Genomic DNA, 14,453 nt, shown 5'->3' on the forward strand with positions numbered 1-14,453 from the left:
GCCCCGCAGTAGCTAATGTCTTGTCAGCAGTGAAACAGCACCAACAGCCTTGCTGTTTCACTGCCGTTCTTCTCTACCGACTAACCGCTGATATCTTGCTCAAGAAACACATCACTTGGCAACTCGCTGGACTCTTTGTAAATAACGCCTTCTTTCATTACAAACAGAACCCGTTGCATTTCCGAAATATCTTCCAGGGGATTTCCAGCCACAGCGATAATATCAGCTATCTTGCCCTCGCTAATGCTGCCCAGTTCATCCTGTACTTGCAGCAACTGGGCCGCATTCCAAGTCGCTGAACGCAATGCATCGGCCGGGCTCATTCCACCCTGCACCATCAGTAAAAATTCACGGGCATTATCGCCGTGACGGGTAACACCGGTATCGGTTCCAAATGCAATTTTTACTCCGCGCTTGTGAGCGCGGCTAAAAGTATCCTGCATTAAAGGCCCCATAGTCGCGGCTTTCGGGCGCACCAGGTCTGGCAGGAAGCCTTCAATCGCCGATTTTTCTGTCACCCACTCACCAGCCATTAGAGTCGGCACAAACCAGGTGTTGTTACGGCGCATAAGGTCCATCACTTCATTATCCATATAGGTGCCGTGTTCAATGGAGTCCACTCCAGCACGAATTGCGCGAATCATTCCCTCCTTACCGTGGGCATGTACTGCAACTGTGAAACCATAGTCCTTAGCAGCCTCAACAATTGCCTCCAGCTCATCCTGCATAAATTGTGGGTTCTGGCCGCTCTTTGCCACACTCAAGACTCCACCAGTCGCGGTGATCTTGATCAGGTCAGCGCCGTCCTTATAGCGCTGACGAATCGCTTTGCGCGCGCTGATCGGCCCATCAATAACACCATCCACCGGGCCAGGGTTTCCCATCAAGTCCTGCCTGAGCCCATTGGTGGGGTCAGCGTGCCCACCGGTAGTTGCGATTGTCTTTGCCGCCGTATAAATACGCGGACCTTCCACCAGGCCTTTGTTGATTGCATTACGTAAACTCACAGTCACATTGTCGTGATCACCAAGATTTCGAATCGTGGTGAATCCAGCCTGCAGAGTGCGATGTGCAGCATCCACGCCGCGCAAGGTAAAATCGGCAGTATTCCAGCTGAAAGACTCCATATAAGCACGCGGCCCAAACTCGTAAGTGAGATGGCTGTGCATATCCATCAAACCTGGCAATACCGTATATTCTCTCAAGTCGACCAAGCGCTCTCGATCGCGCTTGGCAAACCCCTTCTGTACTGACTCAACCCGCCCATCGACAATATGAATGGTGCGGTCTTCCAATAATTTTCCATTACTGCTATCAAATAATTTGCCAGCGTAAATTGCGATGCTCTCGGCCCCAGCCTGTAAACTAAAAAGCCCGGCAAATACCGACAAAGCCACGGCGGCTGCGCGGTTGACAAAGTAGCTTCGGTTGGTCTTTGTTGTCATTGTCGTCCCCAGTAGATCTCTTTTAGATTCTTAACGTCCTTTACCAAGATCGCACAATCTACGCAATTACCCAGGCGAGAGGAAGCCTCTATGAAAATCTATGAGTTCGCAGCAGCACCAAACTGTCGACGTGTTCGCATGTTTATGGCAGAAAAAGGTGTGGATATCGAATATGTAACAGTAGATATCGCTAAAGGGGAAAACCTTACAGCAGAGTATGGGAATAAGAATATTTTGAAAAAAGTTCCTTTACTGGAGCTTGAGGACGGCACACATATTTCCGAATCAGCCGCCATTCAACGATATATTGAAGAACTACATCCAGAGCCCCCTCTATTTGGCAGAAATGCAAAAGAAAAGGCTCAGGTTGAAATGTGGAATCGTCGTGCTGATTTCAACATGATGTATCACATTGCTATGAATTTTCAGCATGTAACTGGTTTCTTTAAAGACCGGATGAACGTTTATCCAGAGTTTGGGAAGGACTGCGGCAAGGAGGCCATGAAATTTATTGGCATCCTTAACGATCATTTATCAGATCATCAATACTTGGTTGAAGACTACTTCTCCGTAGCAGATATTGCCATGGTGACCTGCATGGACTTCGGAAAGATTCAGGACTTACGACCCAATACTGAAGAGCACCCCCACGTAGTCCGCTGGCGTGAACAACTTAAAGAGCGCCCCAGTTTTAAAGCTTAAACCTTATTTCCCCGCCCAAACAGGGCGGGGAAATAATTTCAGTCAGTCCTTTGCAGGAAGCACCTCAACGGGGCCAATATCCAAGGCTTCAACCTCGCCTTTAATCTTACTTAGATCCCCAACAATCACCCAGGTGAATTGATCTGGCGCAAGATACTCCTTCGCGGAGGCCTCCACTTTTTCCTTATTCAGTGCTGAAACCCGCTGTGGGTATTCGGCAATATATTCCTCTGGAAGCCCCTTCTCCACCTGCCAATTAATACTGGAAAGCAACTGCCCTTTGGTCTGGAATCGAGCACTTTGCTTCAGGACTTCATCATTCTGGTAGTCCTCAAGCTCTTTCGCAGTAATAGGGCGCTCCCCTAAATACTCCTCATACTCTTTTACCAATTCTTTAATGGCTGGAGCTGTTTTATCAGTTTGCACAGGAGCAAAGAGAATATAGGGACGCTGCCCTTCAGTATCCAGGGAAACCGCGCGGGCACCATAGGACCAATGCTTGTTCTCACGAAGATTCATATTGACCCTGGACGTAAACTTTCCGGCAATAATATTTGTCATCGCATCAAAAGCTTCAGCTCCCTGCGGCTGCCAAGGCGGCATCAGCAGACCTGCCATGATATAACTCTGTTGTGCGCCGGGCCGGTCAAGCAAATAAACTCGAGCTTTTTCTGGGCGGGGCACCTTGGCAACTTCAATTTTGGGAAGCTCTGATTTAGGAGCAGTCCACTTTCCGAGAGTTTCATTCAGCAGAGGCTCTATTTCTTTTTCAGTAACATCCCCCACGATCGTCAGGGTTGCATTATCCGGTCGCACCCAGGTCTTTTGGAAATTAACCAGATCCTCACGGGTTATGGACTTAATTCCCTCGGGAGTACCCGATCCCGTCAAGGGAGAGCCATAAGGGTGGTTTTCTCCAAATAGCAGCGGCGGCAGTTCACGCATAGCCAAGCCCTGAGGCTGGGCTTTTTCCTGGGCTATTGCATCCAGGCGATTGGACTTAACCCGCTCCAGGTCGGACTCTGGGAAACGAGGTTCAGTAACCACCTTCTCAAATAGCTCCAGCGATGGCTCCAGCTGCGTCTTAAGGGCACTCATGCTGATATTGTTATAATCAAGGCCGCTACCACCACCAATATTCACACCAAGCTCTTCTGAGCGAGAGCTAAATTCCAGGCTATCCAGATCACCCGCACCTTCGTTCAGCATTTGCGCCGCAACTGAAGCCAGACCCGGCTTATTTTTATCTGCGGAGGCGCCACTGCGAAATTGTAGATTCATCAGTACCACGGGAGTATCGTGGCGTTCGGCCAGAACAACCTTTAATCCATTTTTGAGGGTAAATTCTTTTTGTTTTGGCAGTTCCAGCTCTACATTTTTGTCTACCTCAGGAAGTTTACTGCGGTCAGCACCCTCCGCCGCTGCCGTATACTTCTGCTTCGGCTCCATAATTAAGGTGTAGGAGTCCTCTTTCAACCACTGCTCAGCCACTTCTTGAACTTCGAGAGCGGATACTTTTGCATAATCCTCTACGCCTTCGATCAAGGCTCCGGGATCGCCAAAATAAAACTCCGACTGGGCAAGGATGTCACTCTTACCACCAAAACCACCGGTTTTTTCCAACCCCTTTACCAGCCCGGCAAACTCACTCTGTTTAACCCGGCGCAGCTCATCCGCATTCACACCATTTTTTGCGAATTGCTTTAATTCTTTATTCAGTAAGTCTTCAACTTTTTCTACAGACTGCCCGGGTTTCACATCGACGATAATCATCAACTGCCCTGCAAGCTGACGGCCGTAATAAAAAGCACTGACACTGGTGGCCACTTGCTCATCGCGAACCAAGCGGCGGTAAAGAAGAGAGTTTTTTCTATTGGCGAGAAGGGAAGTCATTAATTCCAGCGCATCTTCCACTTCGCTACCCACTGCGGGCACATTCCAAACCTTGTAAATTCGCGTTTGGGGCACCTGGTCGTAAACCACCTCCCTCTTTTTCACTTGGGTGGGTAGTTCCCAATTCTTAATGCGCGGTTGCACTCCTGTGCTCGGGATATCACCAAAATATTTGCGCACCTTGGCCATCGCATCTTTGACCGTAACATCACCCGCAATTACCAAAACTGCATTAGCGGGCTGATAATGGTCCTCAAACCATTTTTTGACATCTGCAAGACTGGCGTTGTCCAGGTCCTCCATCGAGCCAATCGGCGTCCACGAATAGGGGTGTCCTTTGGGGAAGGTGCTCTTGGCAATAATATCGAACGCTTTGCCATAAGGTGCATTCTCCCCCTGGCGCTTTTCATTCTTTACAACACCGCGCTGCTCATCCAAAACCTCCTGGGTAATTGCACCTTTAAAATGCCCCATTCGGTCGGACTCCATCCACAGCGCCATATCCAAGGCGCCTTTGGGCACAGTGACAAAATAATTGGTGCGGTCATTGCTGGTGGTGCCATTCATATCGGTGGCCCCAGAGCGCTGGAAGGGTTCGAAATATTCTCCAGGGAAGTTTTCGCTACCGTTAAACATCAAGTGCTCAAATAAATGAGCAAATCCGGTTTTACCTGGCGGCTCGTCCTTAGAGCCTACTTTGTACCAAAGATTGGTAGAAACAACGGGGGCTTTGTGGTCTTCATGTACAATCACCGTCAGGCCATTGGGTAATACTTCCTTATGGAAAGGAATCTCTAACTTGGGTGGCGGGACATACGCCTCTTTATCGGATGCAGCAGCCTTACTACTGGCTGCTGCTTCCTTATCCACCGAAAGCGCATGAGGCGTATCATCGGTAGACTTTCCGCAAGCGGTAAGGCCAGTAATAGCGATGGCAACGCTGATAAGTAGCGGACGCAAGTCCATATTGTCACTCCCTTTTAAAAAACCGCAATTTCAGGATGGCAAGTTTAGGCCAGCTTTCCTCCAGAGTGTCAGCAAAACCTTTTACCAACCGCAATTTAGCAAATATTCCAGGCAAAAAAATGGGCACCGAAGTGCCCAAATCAATACATCACAGAGAGAAGCGAGATGACAATCGCCCAAGGAATCAGGTCACCAGCTCTACTCCTGCGCTGAAAACATTACGCTGCCACAGTACCAGACTTATCTTCGGCCTCGCCTACAACCGTATGGTGACCAAAGCGCTCCTCGGCAACCCGGTCCGCTACGTGAGCAGTGGTCTGGCCGGTTTCATCGGCACGCTCGAACACTTCTTTCATCGTGCTGCCAATCTCTTCGATATGAGCGCGCACTTCTGCAGCGTCGTAATCGCCTTTCTGCTGGTAGTAAACATCGATAATACCGCCAGCATTAATGACATAGTCCGGTGCGTACAAAATACCTTTCTCGCGAAGCACTTCAGCATGGCGCTCTTCCGCCAACTGGTTGTTAGCCGCGCCAGCGATCGCCTGAACCTTCAAACGGCTGATGGTGTCATCGTTAAGAATTGCACCCATCGCACAGGGGGCAAACAGATCTACGTCCAGGTCAAAGATCTCGTCGGCAGTTACGGCTATGGCACCAAGCTCGGTAACCGCACGATCAATATTGTCTTGGAAAATATCGGTGACAAACAGTTCCGCACCGGCATCCTTCAATAGTTTACCCAGACGGAAACCGACGTTGCCCACGCCTTGAATAGAGACTTTTAAGCCGGTCAGGTCAGTCTTGCCCCAGCGATGTTCTACCGCAGCTTTCAGGCCAACAAACACACCGTAAGCAGTCGAAGGGGAAGGATCACCACCATACTCGGAGCCCGCAAACAGGCCGGAGACAAACTCGGTTGTCTCACCGATAACACTCATATCCGCCACGCTCGTGCCAGAATCTTCAGCAGTGATATAACGGCCGCCCAAGGTATTAATAAATTCACCCATAGCGCGCAGTAACTCAGGAGTCTTTTCCTTGCGCGGGTCACCAATAATTACGGACTTGCCACCACCCAGCTTGAGGCCGGCCATTGCGGACTTGTAAGTCATACCCCGGGAAAGACGGAGAACATCATTCAGGGCCTCGCCATCGTCGGCGTAGGGCCACATACGGCAGCCACCCAGTGAGGGACCCAAATTCGTATTGTGTACCGCGATAATGGCCTTCAAGCCACTCTTTGCATCTTGGTAAAACGCCACTTGTTCGTGTTTATCGTAGGCGGAATGGGAAAAAATACTCATTAACTGTTCCTCTCCGGAAGGCCGGTTCTACAGCTGGGGAACAACCACAGCCCTTATCTGTTTTTATCTGGAATAAGATTATATCCAGCTCCCACAGACAAAGTTTGCATATTTTGCACACATGAGCATTAGAATAGCTAAAACATCACACCAAAATATAATTTTTAGGATATCTGTTTGCCTTGGAATAACTTGGGCCACCCAGTCATTAATCGAGGCAGCTAGCTCTACGCTCTTATTTCTCCATCAATTAGCATTGATTACCGGGCCCTCCCCTACCGCTGGCGGCTCTCTTATAAATTTCCTATAACTGCCCCTCAAGAGAACACGATTCCTGTATAAATCTTCTGGCAAAGAACCTCCTTTTGAAGCCTTCCTTAATATGCCTACTTTTTCAAAAATTTTTGAAAATCTCACAACACTGGCAACTAAGATCATTTCCACCGCCTAAGCGCGTTACATCCTCTGCGCATGGTCTGGTAGAATCCGCGCCCAAATCGACCCATAGAGATAAACTCGATGCTGAATGCCGACGCTCTAAAACAACTTTCGCAACTGAAAACAGATATTCGCTCCAGTAAGGAGTTTGCCGAAGGCCGGGTTCGCGGCAGTAACGGCAAGTTTGGCTTCGTTGAGTTGGATGACGGGAGGGAAGCCTTCCTGCCTCCCAATGAAATGGAGCGTGTATTTCCCGGTGACCGGGTTCGAGTAAGTCTCTCCGAAGAGAACAAGGGTAAACTCGCGGCAGAGCTCGATGCATTGATCGACAGCCAGCTCGACTACCTTGTTGGCCAGTATGTACAGCGCGGCCAGGGCCACTTTATCCAGCCCACGCAAAATGGCCTGTCCCGCTGGATTTTTCTCCCTCCCAAGGCTCGCGGCAAGGCCCAGCCAGGAGAGTTTATTGCCTGCAAAGTAAACCGCCATCCATTTAAAGACGGCAGAGCCCAGGCCAAGGTGGAAACCGTTATCGGCAAGCCCGATATGCCCGGCATCGAACACGCCTATGTTGTCGCCCAATTCAAGCTTCCTGAGCAATTTGGTGCCGCTGCACAAAAGCAGGCGGACACAGTTGCGGAGAAACTGACAGCAGTTACCGGTGAGCGCACCGAACTTTCCGAGCTGGGCTTCGCAACTATCGATGCAGAAACCACTCGCGATATGGACGACGCTCTGGCCGTAAGCAGCCGTGACGGGGGCTGGACCCTGCACATTGCTATTGCAGACCCATCGTCGCTAATTGATGAGAACAGCCCCCTGGATAAAGAGGCGTTTAATCGGGCCCACAGCCAGTATTTACCGGGCGAAACCCTACCCATGCTGCCCCGCAACCTGTGTGAGGACCTGTTCTCCCTGGTTCCCGGCGAGCTGCGCCCCGCCCTGGTTATCGATATCGATATCGATAGCGATGGCACCATTGGCAATAGCCGCTATGAATTTGCCGCTATTCGCTCCCAGCACAAACTGAGCTATGAACAAGTCAGCCGCTTTATTGAGGGTGACGACTCCGCCGTGCCCCAGGAGCAACAGGACAGTCTGCGTAATTTGGCGGCGATCCACGAAGCGCGCGCCGCATACCGTGCCAGCCACTCACTGGCAATGGAAGATCGCCCGGACTATGAAATCCGCTTGAACGATCAGCGCAAGATCGAGCGTATCGAAAAGCAGGAACGCAATATCGCTCAGCGAATGGTCGAGGAAGCCATGCTCGCTACCAATATCAGCATGGGTGGCAAACTCGCCGAGATTGAGCAGGGCTGCTTCTCTGTTCACTTGGGCTTCCGCGAAGAGCGCATGGGAGAAGTTCGCAGCCTGCTGAAAGAGCTGCTGCCTGAGCATGCAGAGTCCGATCTGGGGCAACTGGAGCATTACCTTGCACTGGTTAAGCACCTGGAAAACCATGAAGAGCCGCAGATGAAGAACCTGCTCGCCGTGCTCAAGCGTATGCTGCGCCCGGGCCAGCTCGATAACAAGGTAGGGGCTCACCTGGGACTGGGCCTCAAGGCCTACGCCACCGTCACCTCTCCAATTCGCAAGTACAACGACCTGCACAACCACCGCGTTCTGCGCGCTGCTGCGCAGGGAGAGAAAGCCTCCACCCTGGCCGATGATAAAATTGAATCCCTGCAGGAAAGCCTGATTCGCGGTCGCCAGGCCAACCGAGCTCTGGAGCAATGGCTCTACGCTCAATTTATCGAGAAAAAAGTTGGCCAGGAATTTACAGGGAAAATTACCCTGGTAAACGGCGCAGGCATCGGCGTGCGACTCGACGACTTTGGTATTGACGGCTTTGTGCGCATGAATGGCGATAAGAAGAATCTGCCCACCTTCGATGGCAAGCACCTGGTTCTTACGCACAATGAAAAACGCTTCCACCTAGAACAGGAAGTTTCAGTTAAAGTAGCGTCTGTCGATGTAGACAAACGACGCATCGCCTTTGAACTGAACGCTGAAAAAACTGAGGCTGCCGACGCGGCTCAAAAATAAATTCCTGCACATTTACCCAAGCCCGGCTCTCGCCGGGCTTTCCTGCCGGGGGCCAAAGCCCACCACCTTTGATCGGCCAGCTAGCTTATAGCTCCGGCACCAATAGAATAAATCGAGGCCACTCATGAGCAATATTGCTGAATTGAACCCAACTCCACTGTGGGCACACTTTTCCAAGCTCTGTGAAATTCCACGCCCATCCAAGCATGAAGACCGTGTAGTGGAGCATATCGTTAACTTCGCTAAAGCACGCGGCTTAGGCGTTCAGCTGGATGAAATCGGCAATATTGTTATCAAGAAGCCGGCCACTCCAGGTATGGAAAACCGCAAGACACTGGCCCTGCAGAGCCATGTAGATATGGTGCCGCAGAAGAATGCCGACACTGAGCACGACTTTCTCACCGACTCAATCAAACCCTACGTGGATGGAGACTGGGTAACTGCGGAAGGCACCACGCTCGGCGCAGACAATGGTATTGGTGTTGCCGCAATCCTGGCCCTGATGGAATCTACTGATATTCCCCACCCCGCCTTGGAAGCCCTGCTGACAATTGACGAAGAAGCAGGCATGACCGGCGCCAAGAATCTTAAGCCTGGCTATTTTGAAGCTGACCTGCTCCTCAACCTGGATACTGAAGATGAAGGTGAGCTGTATATCGGCTGTGCCGGCGGTGTCGACGTCAATGTCAGCCTGCCCTATACGCCAGAAGCGATCCTGCCCGGTGCCGAAGCAGTAAAACTCTCTGTTCGCGGCCTCCGTGGCGGGCATTCAGGCTTGGATATCGACAAAGGCCGAGGCAATGCCAACAAGATCGCAAACCGCATTATCCACGCCGTTCTAACCCAGGTCCCCGAGCTGCGTATTGCCAGCCTGGATGGCGGTAGCCTGCGCAATGCGATTCCCCGCGAATCCTTCACAACCCTGGTCGTGCCTTCAGTAGCGGTCGATAAAGTACAGGAAATTGTAAAAAGCGAGAGCGCTCAAATTGCCCGTGAACTGGACAATGAAGCGGCACTGGACATCACCCTGGAAGCTACCGAAACTCCAGCCAACACCCTGGACGCAGATAGCCAATTGACCCTTATTCGCGCAATCCGCTGCTGTCCCAATGGTGTTGAGCGAATGAGCACTGCTCTCGAAGGCATTGCTGAATCATCCAACAACCTGGCCCGTGTTGTAACAATGGAGGAGAACGGTGAGCATCGAGTAAAAATCCAATGTCTTGTACGCAGCCTCTCTGACAGTGCCCGCGACCAACACGGCCTCAATGTCGCCGCCACCTTCCAGCTGGCAGGTGCGGAAACGACACTGGACAACGACTACCCTGGCTGGACACCAAATCCCGATTCACCGCTGTTGGCGATGATGAAGGATGTCTATAAAGAAATGACTGGCGAGGAAGCTGAAGTAAAAGTTATTCACGCCGGCCTGGAGTGCGGATTGCTGGCCAAACCCTACCCCAACTGGGATATGGTTTCCTTTGGCCCAACCATTCGCCGCGCTCACTCTCCTGAAGAGAAGGTACATATCCAGAGTGTCGCCAATTTCTGGGATTACTTTATTAAAGTGGTCCAAGCAATTCCCACTCGCGACTAATCGCCCAATCGGGCCTCGGGTTGCTCCGAGGCCCCACACTTTGCCTTCCCTCTCCACCCTCCAATTACTACACCCAACGTATCAATCACACTAAAAACTGCTTTCTAGCTATTGTTAGAGAGCCACTGGGCTATTTTAATATTTCTTGACTCCGCAGGTGGCCGGGGGAAGTTGCAAAAGCCTCAGAGCAGAAACGGCTGCTATAACAGAGGAAAACTTACGGGGATACAGAAGGCCTAAATTTTCCGCACACAAGCAATCTGGAAAGCTACCGCCCAAGTTATCTAGCGGTAGAGAAATTGGAGATCCAATGTTGCGCTACCTCGTTGCGGCGACAAAGCCAAATGGGTTCGAATCCCTGGATATATTTCAAGAAACGATAAACTCCAGCAGCCCTGGCAGGGTGGCCGCTGACTCGCCCATGTAGTCCAACACTCATCAACTTAGGACTCACGCTCCCTTCCCGCCAAAGCTGATCGAAAGCACCTTTTAGCAACAAAAAGAAATCATCGGCAGTCGTGCACCCACTGGGCAGCAGGTACTGAATATCGTTATTCACCAAGGTGTAGGGAATCACCAACAATGAATCTGATTTCTGTTCCCAAAATGGTAAATCATCACTGTAGGAATCTGACGTATACAGTAATCCATCAATTTCTCGTACCAGTGATCTAGTATGGGAGCTTACCCGACCTGTATACCACCCAAACGGAGTCCTAGCCGTTAATTGTTCGATTATCTTAACAGTGAGCTGAATATCGTGTTTCTCCCGACTCTTAGGAGTATCTTTATAATCAATCCACCGGTATCCATGGCCAGCAATCTCATGTCCCGCTTCAACCAGGGCCAGCGCTAAATTCGGATTAAGCTCTAACGCCTGACCGGTAGCAAAAACTGTTAAAGGTACGTTGTAAGTATTAAAGATATCGAGAAGCCGCCAGACACCAGCGCGAGAACCATACTCATACATACTCTCTACACTGAAATCCCGCCCTCCAACCCGTGCAGGCCTGCCAGGAAGTTCATGCAGGTAAGATTCAGATTGGGTATCGCCGTTTAGCTTGGTGGATTCTGACCCCTCCTCTAAATTCAAGACAAACTGAATTGCAATGCGGGCCTGATCAGGCCAGCGGGGATGAGGCGGACGCCCAGCGTAACCCTCCAGATTTCTCTTGTGCATCAACCCAGCTCAAATGTCGTTACACCAAAAATTCTATCCCGCGCAATATCCGGCATTGGCCCCAGGTACATTCTTGCGCAGCCAAAAACCTCCTCCATTCCATAGTGCTTGGCCAGCGACATAGCCGCAGGATTATTTTCCGGCACATCCAGAAAGATAGGCCCATCATCTGCAAATGAGACCAGTCGCTTCAGCAACATATCTGCCACTTTATAGCTATTTGCAAACAGAGGACCTACTTTACATCCATTGCGGCAACGTCTGATTACACCATAACCACAAAGACTTCCAAATTGGACATAGCCCAAACTCAGAGCCTCTGGCTGGGAAAGCCATGCTTTCAGAAATATCCGTCTACTTGCGGGAAAGCAGGTCCTGTCGTAAGCAATTATTTGATCGAAAGAAACTTCACTAAGCGGGATAATTTCATCAGGGCATTGAGTACTCACACCCTCAAAAGCAGAGAGCTCGACTCGATAACGGAGATTACGATGGGAGAAGTTAAAACCGCCGCGGGCATAGTAATCCTGCATCGCAAATACCCCATCCATACCGATGCTTGCATCAGGTCTCAACCGGGTTTTTAAGCGGTCCCGTCGGATATGCCAAAGCCTGTTACCAAACCCATGACCCCTGAATTCAGGCCTAACGATAAAAAACCCCATAAAACCAAAATCATCACCGTACGCAGTAATTGCCCCTCCTCCGATCAAGTCACCCCGAACTTCCGCCGCAATGTAAGCTTCTGCATCTGTTTTCCAGAAAATTTCTGCATCGTGCAACCCCGGATTCCAGCCTTCAAGTGCAGCCCAGTCAACCAGTAAATCCACTTCTTTACGTGTCATCTCCCGAACAGTAAATGATTCATGCATTGACTTAGACTCTTCTCGTTATCGTATTTATTCAGCTACTTGGAGCGAGGAACTTAAAGGGTTCTGAAGGACTCAACTTAGATGCCACTTCCCCACCAGTATCCATTGGAGTATCTAATTTCATTGTCATTACTTTAGATCCCGGCTCAATAGAAACACTATCCATATCCAGCCAAATTACTGATGGATTAATAACAGAGTCGAAATAGTAGCGGCTACTTTTTTGATCAATAACCGACCGCCACAATGTTGAGGCTATATTGGGTTTATCGGGATCATCCATTCCCAGCGGCACGCTGACAGCACGAATTTGGGAGAATGCGGATGCTAATGCATCGCGATACTTTTTATATTCTGGTGATGTTTTTAAAGCATAACTCGCCCGTACAAATCTGTCCGCCGCACTAATTGTACCCGGTAGAAAGTTTTGGCCTCCAATTGAATTCCAATAGGAATTGATTGCCAGTTGCTGATCATAAGGAGGAGAATTAGTCATTACCGTAAACTGCTTACCGTGATGGATCTTTAGCACACCATCAAGATATTCAAAAATAGCGGAATCACCACTGGGGTCTGAAATTGCAATATGTGTACTTGCCGGTCTCCCATTGGGAAGATCTGCGCCAACCACAGTGAATGGGTCACTCTTTAACCCCTTTACCGCAGCATCAACCGTTGCGTAGTTATCCAGGATGTATTGCAACCAGGCCCCAACAGAGATAGTCGGCTTATCCCTATCGGCAGCACTCCCATAATCTGCCTCAGCCAAGTATAAAAGGTTGCCTACGAGGCCCTTTTCATTGAGCCCATCAGTTGTAGCCGCATCGTAAATACTGATAACAATTGAGCCAAACTTCGATGTCCAAGTAATAGATTTTGGGCCCAAGCCACCATTGCGCTCCATCCCCTGAGGGAAAACCCAAAATGCCATAGCTGCATCGGTATCACTCCAGTCCATGCTACGGGCAGTAATATAGGTCTTATCGCCAGTTTCATAGAGTATTCGGGTACAAGCAATCGAAGACCTGGGCTCGAGTAGGCACAGTACTACAACAACAAAAACCATAACGGAGTTTATAGCTTTAGGAAAACATGAAATCCTTTTCACTTTGTCAACCATCCCTCAAAATCATTAATTAATATACTGATCGTTTACAGTCACTGTAATCGGCTATAAACAATAGAAAGTCCGGTTTCCATCTTAGATGGCCAACAATGGGGAGACTGTCTTTCATTCCAATACTTAGCAACCTTGGCGTAAAGGTCCAGAAACTGACACCGCTTTCGACATGTACAGTTCAAATATTTTGTAACTTCAGTAAACTTTTACAGCTTATCAGCTTCACGCTAAAAGCATTCATTTTGGTATAGGCCACTCAAATAAAAACTATTTGAAAAACTGTACACCTATTAACCAGAAAGAAGTGACCCCTCTTACTCGAAGTAGCAATAAGGCCAATCACGGAGCCCCTAATGAACTCAATTGGCAGACTGGTAATCCTAGTCAACAACTATGAAGAAGCTATTGCCTTTTATCGTGACAAATTGGGGTTTGAAGTATTTATTGACTCTCAAGCAGCACCACATCGATTTGTTCATATTCGACTTCCGGCACAAAAAGATATGGGTATATGGTTACTTCAGGCAACTTCTGAAAGCCAGCAAAAGAAAGTGGGAGCACAAACTGCAGGGCAGCCTTGTGCCGTTATTTATACAGATAATTTTGACAGAGAATATAAAAAACTTGCAAAAAATGGCGTTCACTTCAGCAAGCCACCCACTTCTGAAGGGGGTGCAGAGTTTGCCCACTTTGAAGATCTCTACGGCAACGAATTTATTTTAGTTGAACTACAAAAAGAAACCGTAGAGTAAATTTTAACCTGTCGCTTCTGATTCCCCCATAGAGTGCGGTGTAAGCAGCGACAGATCTTCACCTTCGCTAGTCTACCCCCTTAACCGCGATGAAATAACTTCCGACAAGTAATTTAAGAAAAGAAGTACGAA

At 49.5% G+C, this 14,453-nt stretch carries 10 protein-coding genes; 4 read left to right on the forward strand and 6 right to left on the reverse strand.

The genetic code is table 11. The features are described from left to right. Window positions 1-80: 80 nt before the first annotated feature. Window positions 81-1,445 (reverse strand): metal-dependent hydrolase family protein, encoded by a 1,365-nt coding sequence (locus ACJJIW_RS21255; RefSeq protein ID WP_282932018.1) that lies wholly within the window; start codon window positions 1,443-1,445, stop codon window positions 81-83. Window positions 1,446-1,535: 90 nt separating this feature from the next. Between ACJJIW_RS21255 and ACJJIW_RS21260 the strand changes: the two genes are divergently transcribed. Next, window positions 1,536-2,147 carry a glutathione S-transferase family protein gene (locus tag ACJJIW_RS21260; RefSeq protein WP_282932017.1) on the forward strand — a complete coding sequence of 204 codons (612 nt, stop codon included), beginning with the start codon at window positions 1,536-1,538 and terminating at the stop codon, window positions 2,145-2,147. 42 nt (window positions 2,148-2,189) lie between these two features. Here the strand turns inward: ACJJIW_RS21260 and ACJJIW_RS21265 are convergent, their stop codons facing one another. Both ACJJIW_RS21265 and ACJJIW_RS21270 read right to left on the reverse strand, forming a co-directional pair. Continuing rightward, on the reverse strand, window positions 2,190-5,006 hold the full coding sequence (locus ACJJIW_RS21265; protein ID WP_444936292.1) for a M16 family metallopeptidase: 2,817 nt from the start codon (window positions 5,004-5,006) through the stop codon (window positions 2,190-2,192). A gap of 218 nt (window positions 5,007-5,224) precedes the next feature. Further along, window positions 5,225-6,313: a Glu/Leu/Phe/Val dehydrogenase dimerization domain-containing protein gene (locus ACJJIW_RS21270; protein ID WP_444936293.1), complete on the reverse strand. Its 1,089-nt coding sequence runs from the start codon at window positions 6,311-6,313 to the stop codon at window positions 5,225-5,227. Between the two features lie 519 nt (window positions 6,314-6,832). On the opposite strand from ACJJIW_RS21270, the gene ACJJIW_RS21275 reads away from it, so the two are divergent. Next, window positions 6,833-8,800 carry a VacB/RNase II family 3'-5' exoribonuclease gene (locus tag ACJJIW_RS21275; RefSeq protein ID WP_444936294.1) on the forward strand — a complete coding sequence of 656 codons (1,968 nt, stop codon included), beginning with the start codon at window positions 6,833-6,835 and terminating at the stop codon, window positions 8,798-8,800. Window positions 8,801-8,924: 124 nt separating this feature from the next. Beyond that, window positions 8,925-10,397, forward strand: coding sequence for an aminoacyl-histidine dipeptidase (locus tag ACJJIW_RS21280; protein WP_444936295.1), 1,473 nt, complete (start codon window positions 8,925-8,927; stop codon window positions 10,395-10,397). A 280-nt stretch (window positions 10,398-10,677) separates the two neighbouring features. On the opposite strand, the gene ACJJIW_RS21285 is transcribed toward ACJJIW_RS21280, so the two are convergent. Genes ACJJIW_RS21285 through ACJJIW_RS21295 form a run of 3 tightly spaced genes read right to left on the reverse strand, consistent with a single transcriptional unit; the run spans window position 10,678 to window position 13,515 of the window. Then, on the reverse strand, window positions 10,678-11,577 hold the full coding sequence (locus ACJJIW_RS21285) for a polysaccharide deacetylase family protein (RefSeq protein ID WP_444936296.1): 900 nt from the start codon (window positions 11,575-11,577) through the stop codon (window positions 10,678-10,680). Further along, window positions 11,577-12,449 carry a GNAT family N-acetyltransferase gene (locus ACJJIW_RS21290; protein ID WP_444936297.1) on the reverse strand — a complete coding sequence of 291 codons (873 nt, stop codon included), beginning with the start codon at window positions 12,447-12,449 and terminating at the stop codon, window positions 11,577-11,579. Before ACJJIW_RS21290 ends, ACJJIW_RS21285 begins: the two co-directional genes overlap by 1 nt. 31 nt (window positions 12,450-12,480) lie before the next feature. Beyond that, window positions 12,481-13,515: a bile salt hydrolase gene (locus ACJJIW_RS21295; protein WP_444936298.1), complete on the reverse strand. Its 1,035-nt coding sequence runs from the start codon at window positions 13,513-13,515 to the stop codon at window positions 12,481-12,483. Between the two features lie 407 nt (window positions 13,516-13,922). Here ACJJIW_RS21295 and ACJJIW_RS21300 point away from each other — a divergent pair, with 407 nt between their 5' ends. After that, window positions 13,923-14,321, forward strand: coding sequence for a VOC family protein (locus ACJJIW_RS21300; protein ID WP_444897970.1), 399 nt, complete (start codon window positions 13,923-13,925; stop codon window positions 14,319-14,321). Window positions 14,322-14,453: the final 132 nt, after the last annotated feature.

This window comes from Microbulbifer maximicatervae (SeqCode) (assembly GCF_052467815.1).

Excerpts from the sequence above, each read along its gene's own strand:
- ACJJIW_RS21265 (WP_444936292.1), bottom strand. The coding sequence starts at position 5,006 with ATGGACTTGCGTCCGCTACTTATCAGCGTTGCCATCGCTATTACTGGC.
- ACJJIW_RS21295 (WP_444936298.1), bottom strand. The coding sequence starts at position 13,515 with ATGGTTTTTGTTGTTGTAGTACTGTGCCTACTCGAGCCCAGGTCTTCG.
- ACJJIW_RS21255 (WP_282932018.1), bottom strand. The coding sequence starts at position 1,445 with ATGACAACAAAGACCAACCGAAGCTACTTTGTCAACCGCGCAGCCGCC.
- ACJJIW_RS21270 (WP_444936293.1), bottom strand. The coding sequence starts at position 6,313 with ATGAGTATTTTTTCCCATTCCGCCTACGATAAACACGAACAAGTGGCG.
- ACJJIW_RS21275 (WP_444936294.1), top strand. The coding sequence starts at position 6,833 with ATGCTGAATGCCGACGCTCTAAAACAACTTTCGCAACTGAAAACAGAT.
- ACJJIW_RS21290 (WP_444936297.1), bottom strand. The coding sequence starts at position 12,449 with ATGCATGAATCATTTACTGTTCGGGAGATGACACGTAAAGAAGTGGAT.
- ACJJIW_RS21300 (WP_444897970.1), top strand. The coding sequence starts at position 13,923 with ATGAACTCAATTGGCAGACTGGTAATCCTAGTCAACAACTATGAAGAA.
- ACJJIW_RS21260 (WP_282932017.1), top strand. The coding sequence starts at position 1,536 with ATGAAAATCTATGAGTTCGCAGCAGCACCAAACTGTCGACGTGTTCGC.
- ACJJIW_RS21285 (WP_444936296.1), bottom strand. The coding sequence starts at position 11,577 with ATGCACAAGAGAAATCTGGAGGGTTACGCTGGGCGTCCGCCTCATCCC.
- ACJJIW_RS21280 (WP_444936295.1), top strand. The coding sequence starts at position 8,925 with ATGAGCAATATTGCTGAATTGAACCCAACTCCACTGTGGGCACACTTT.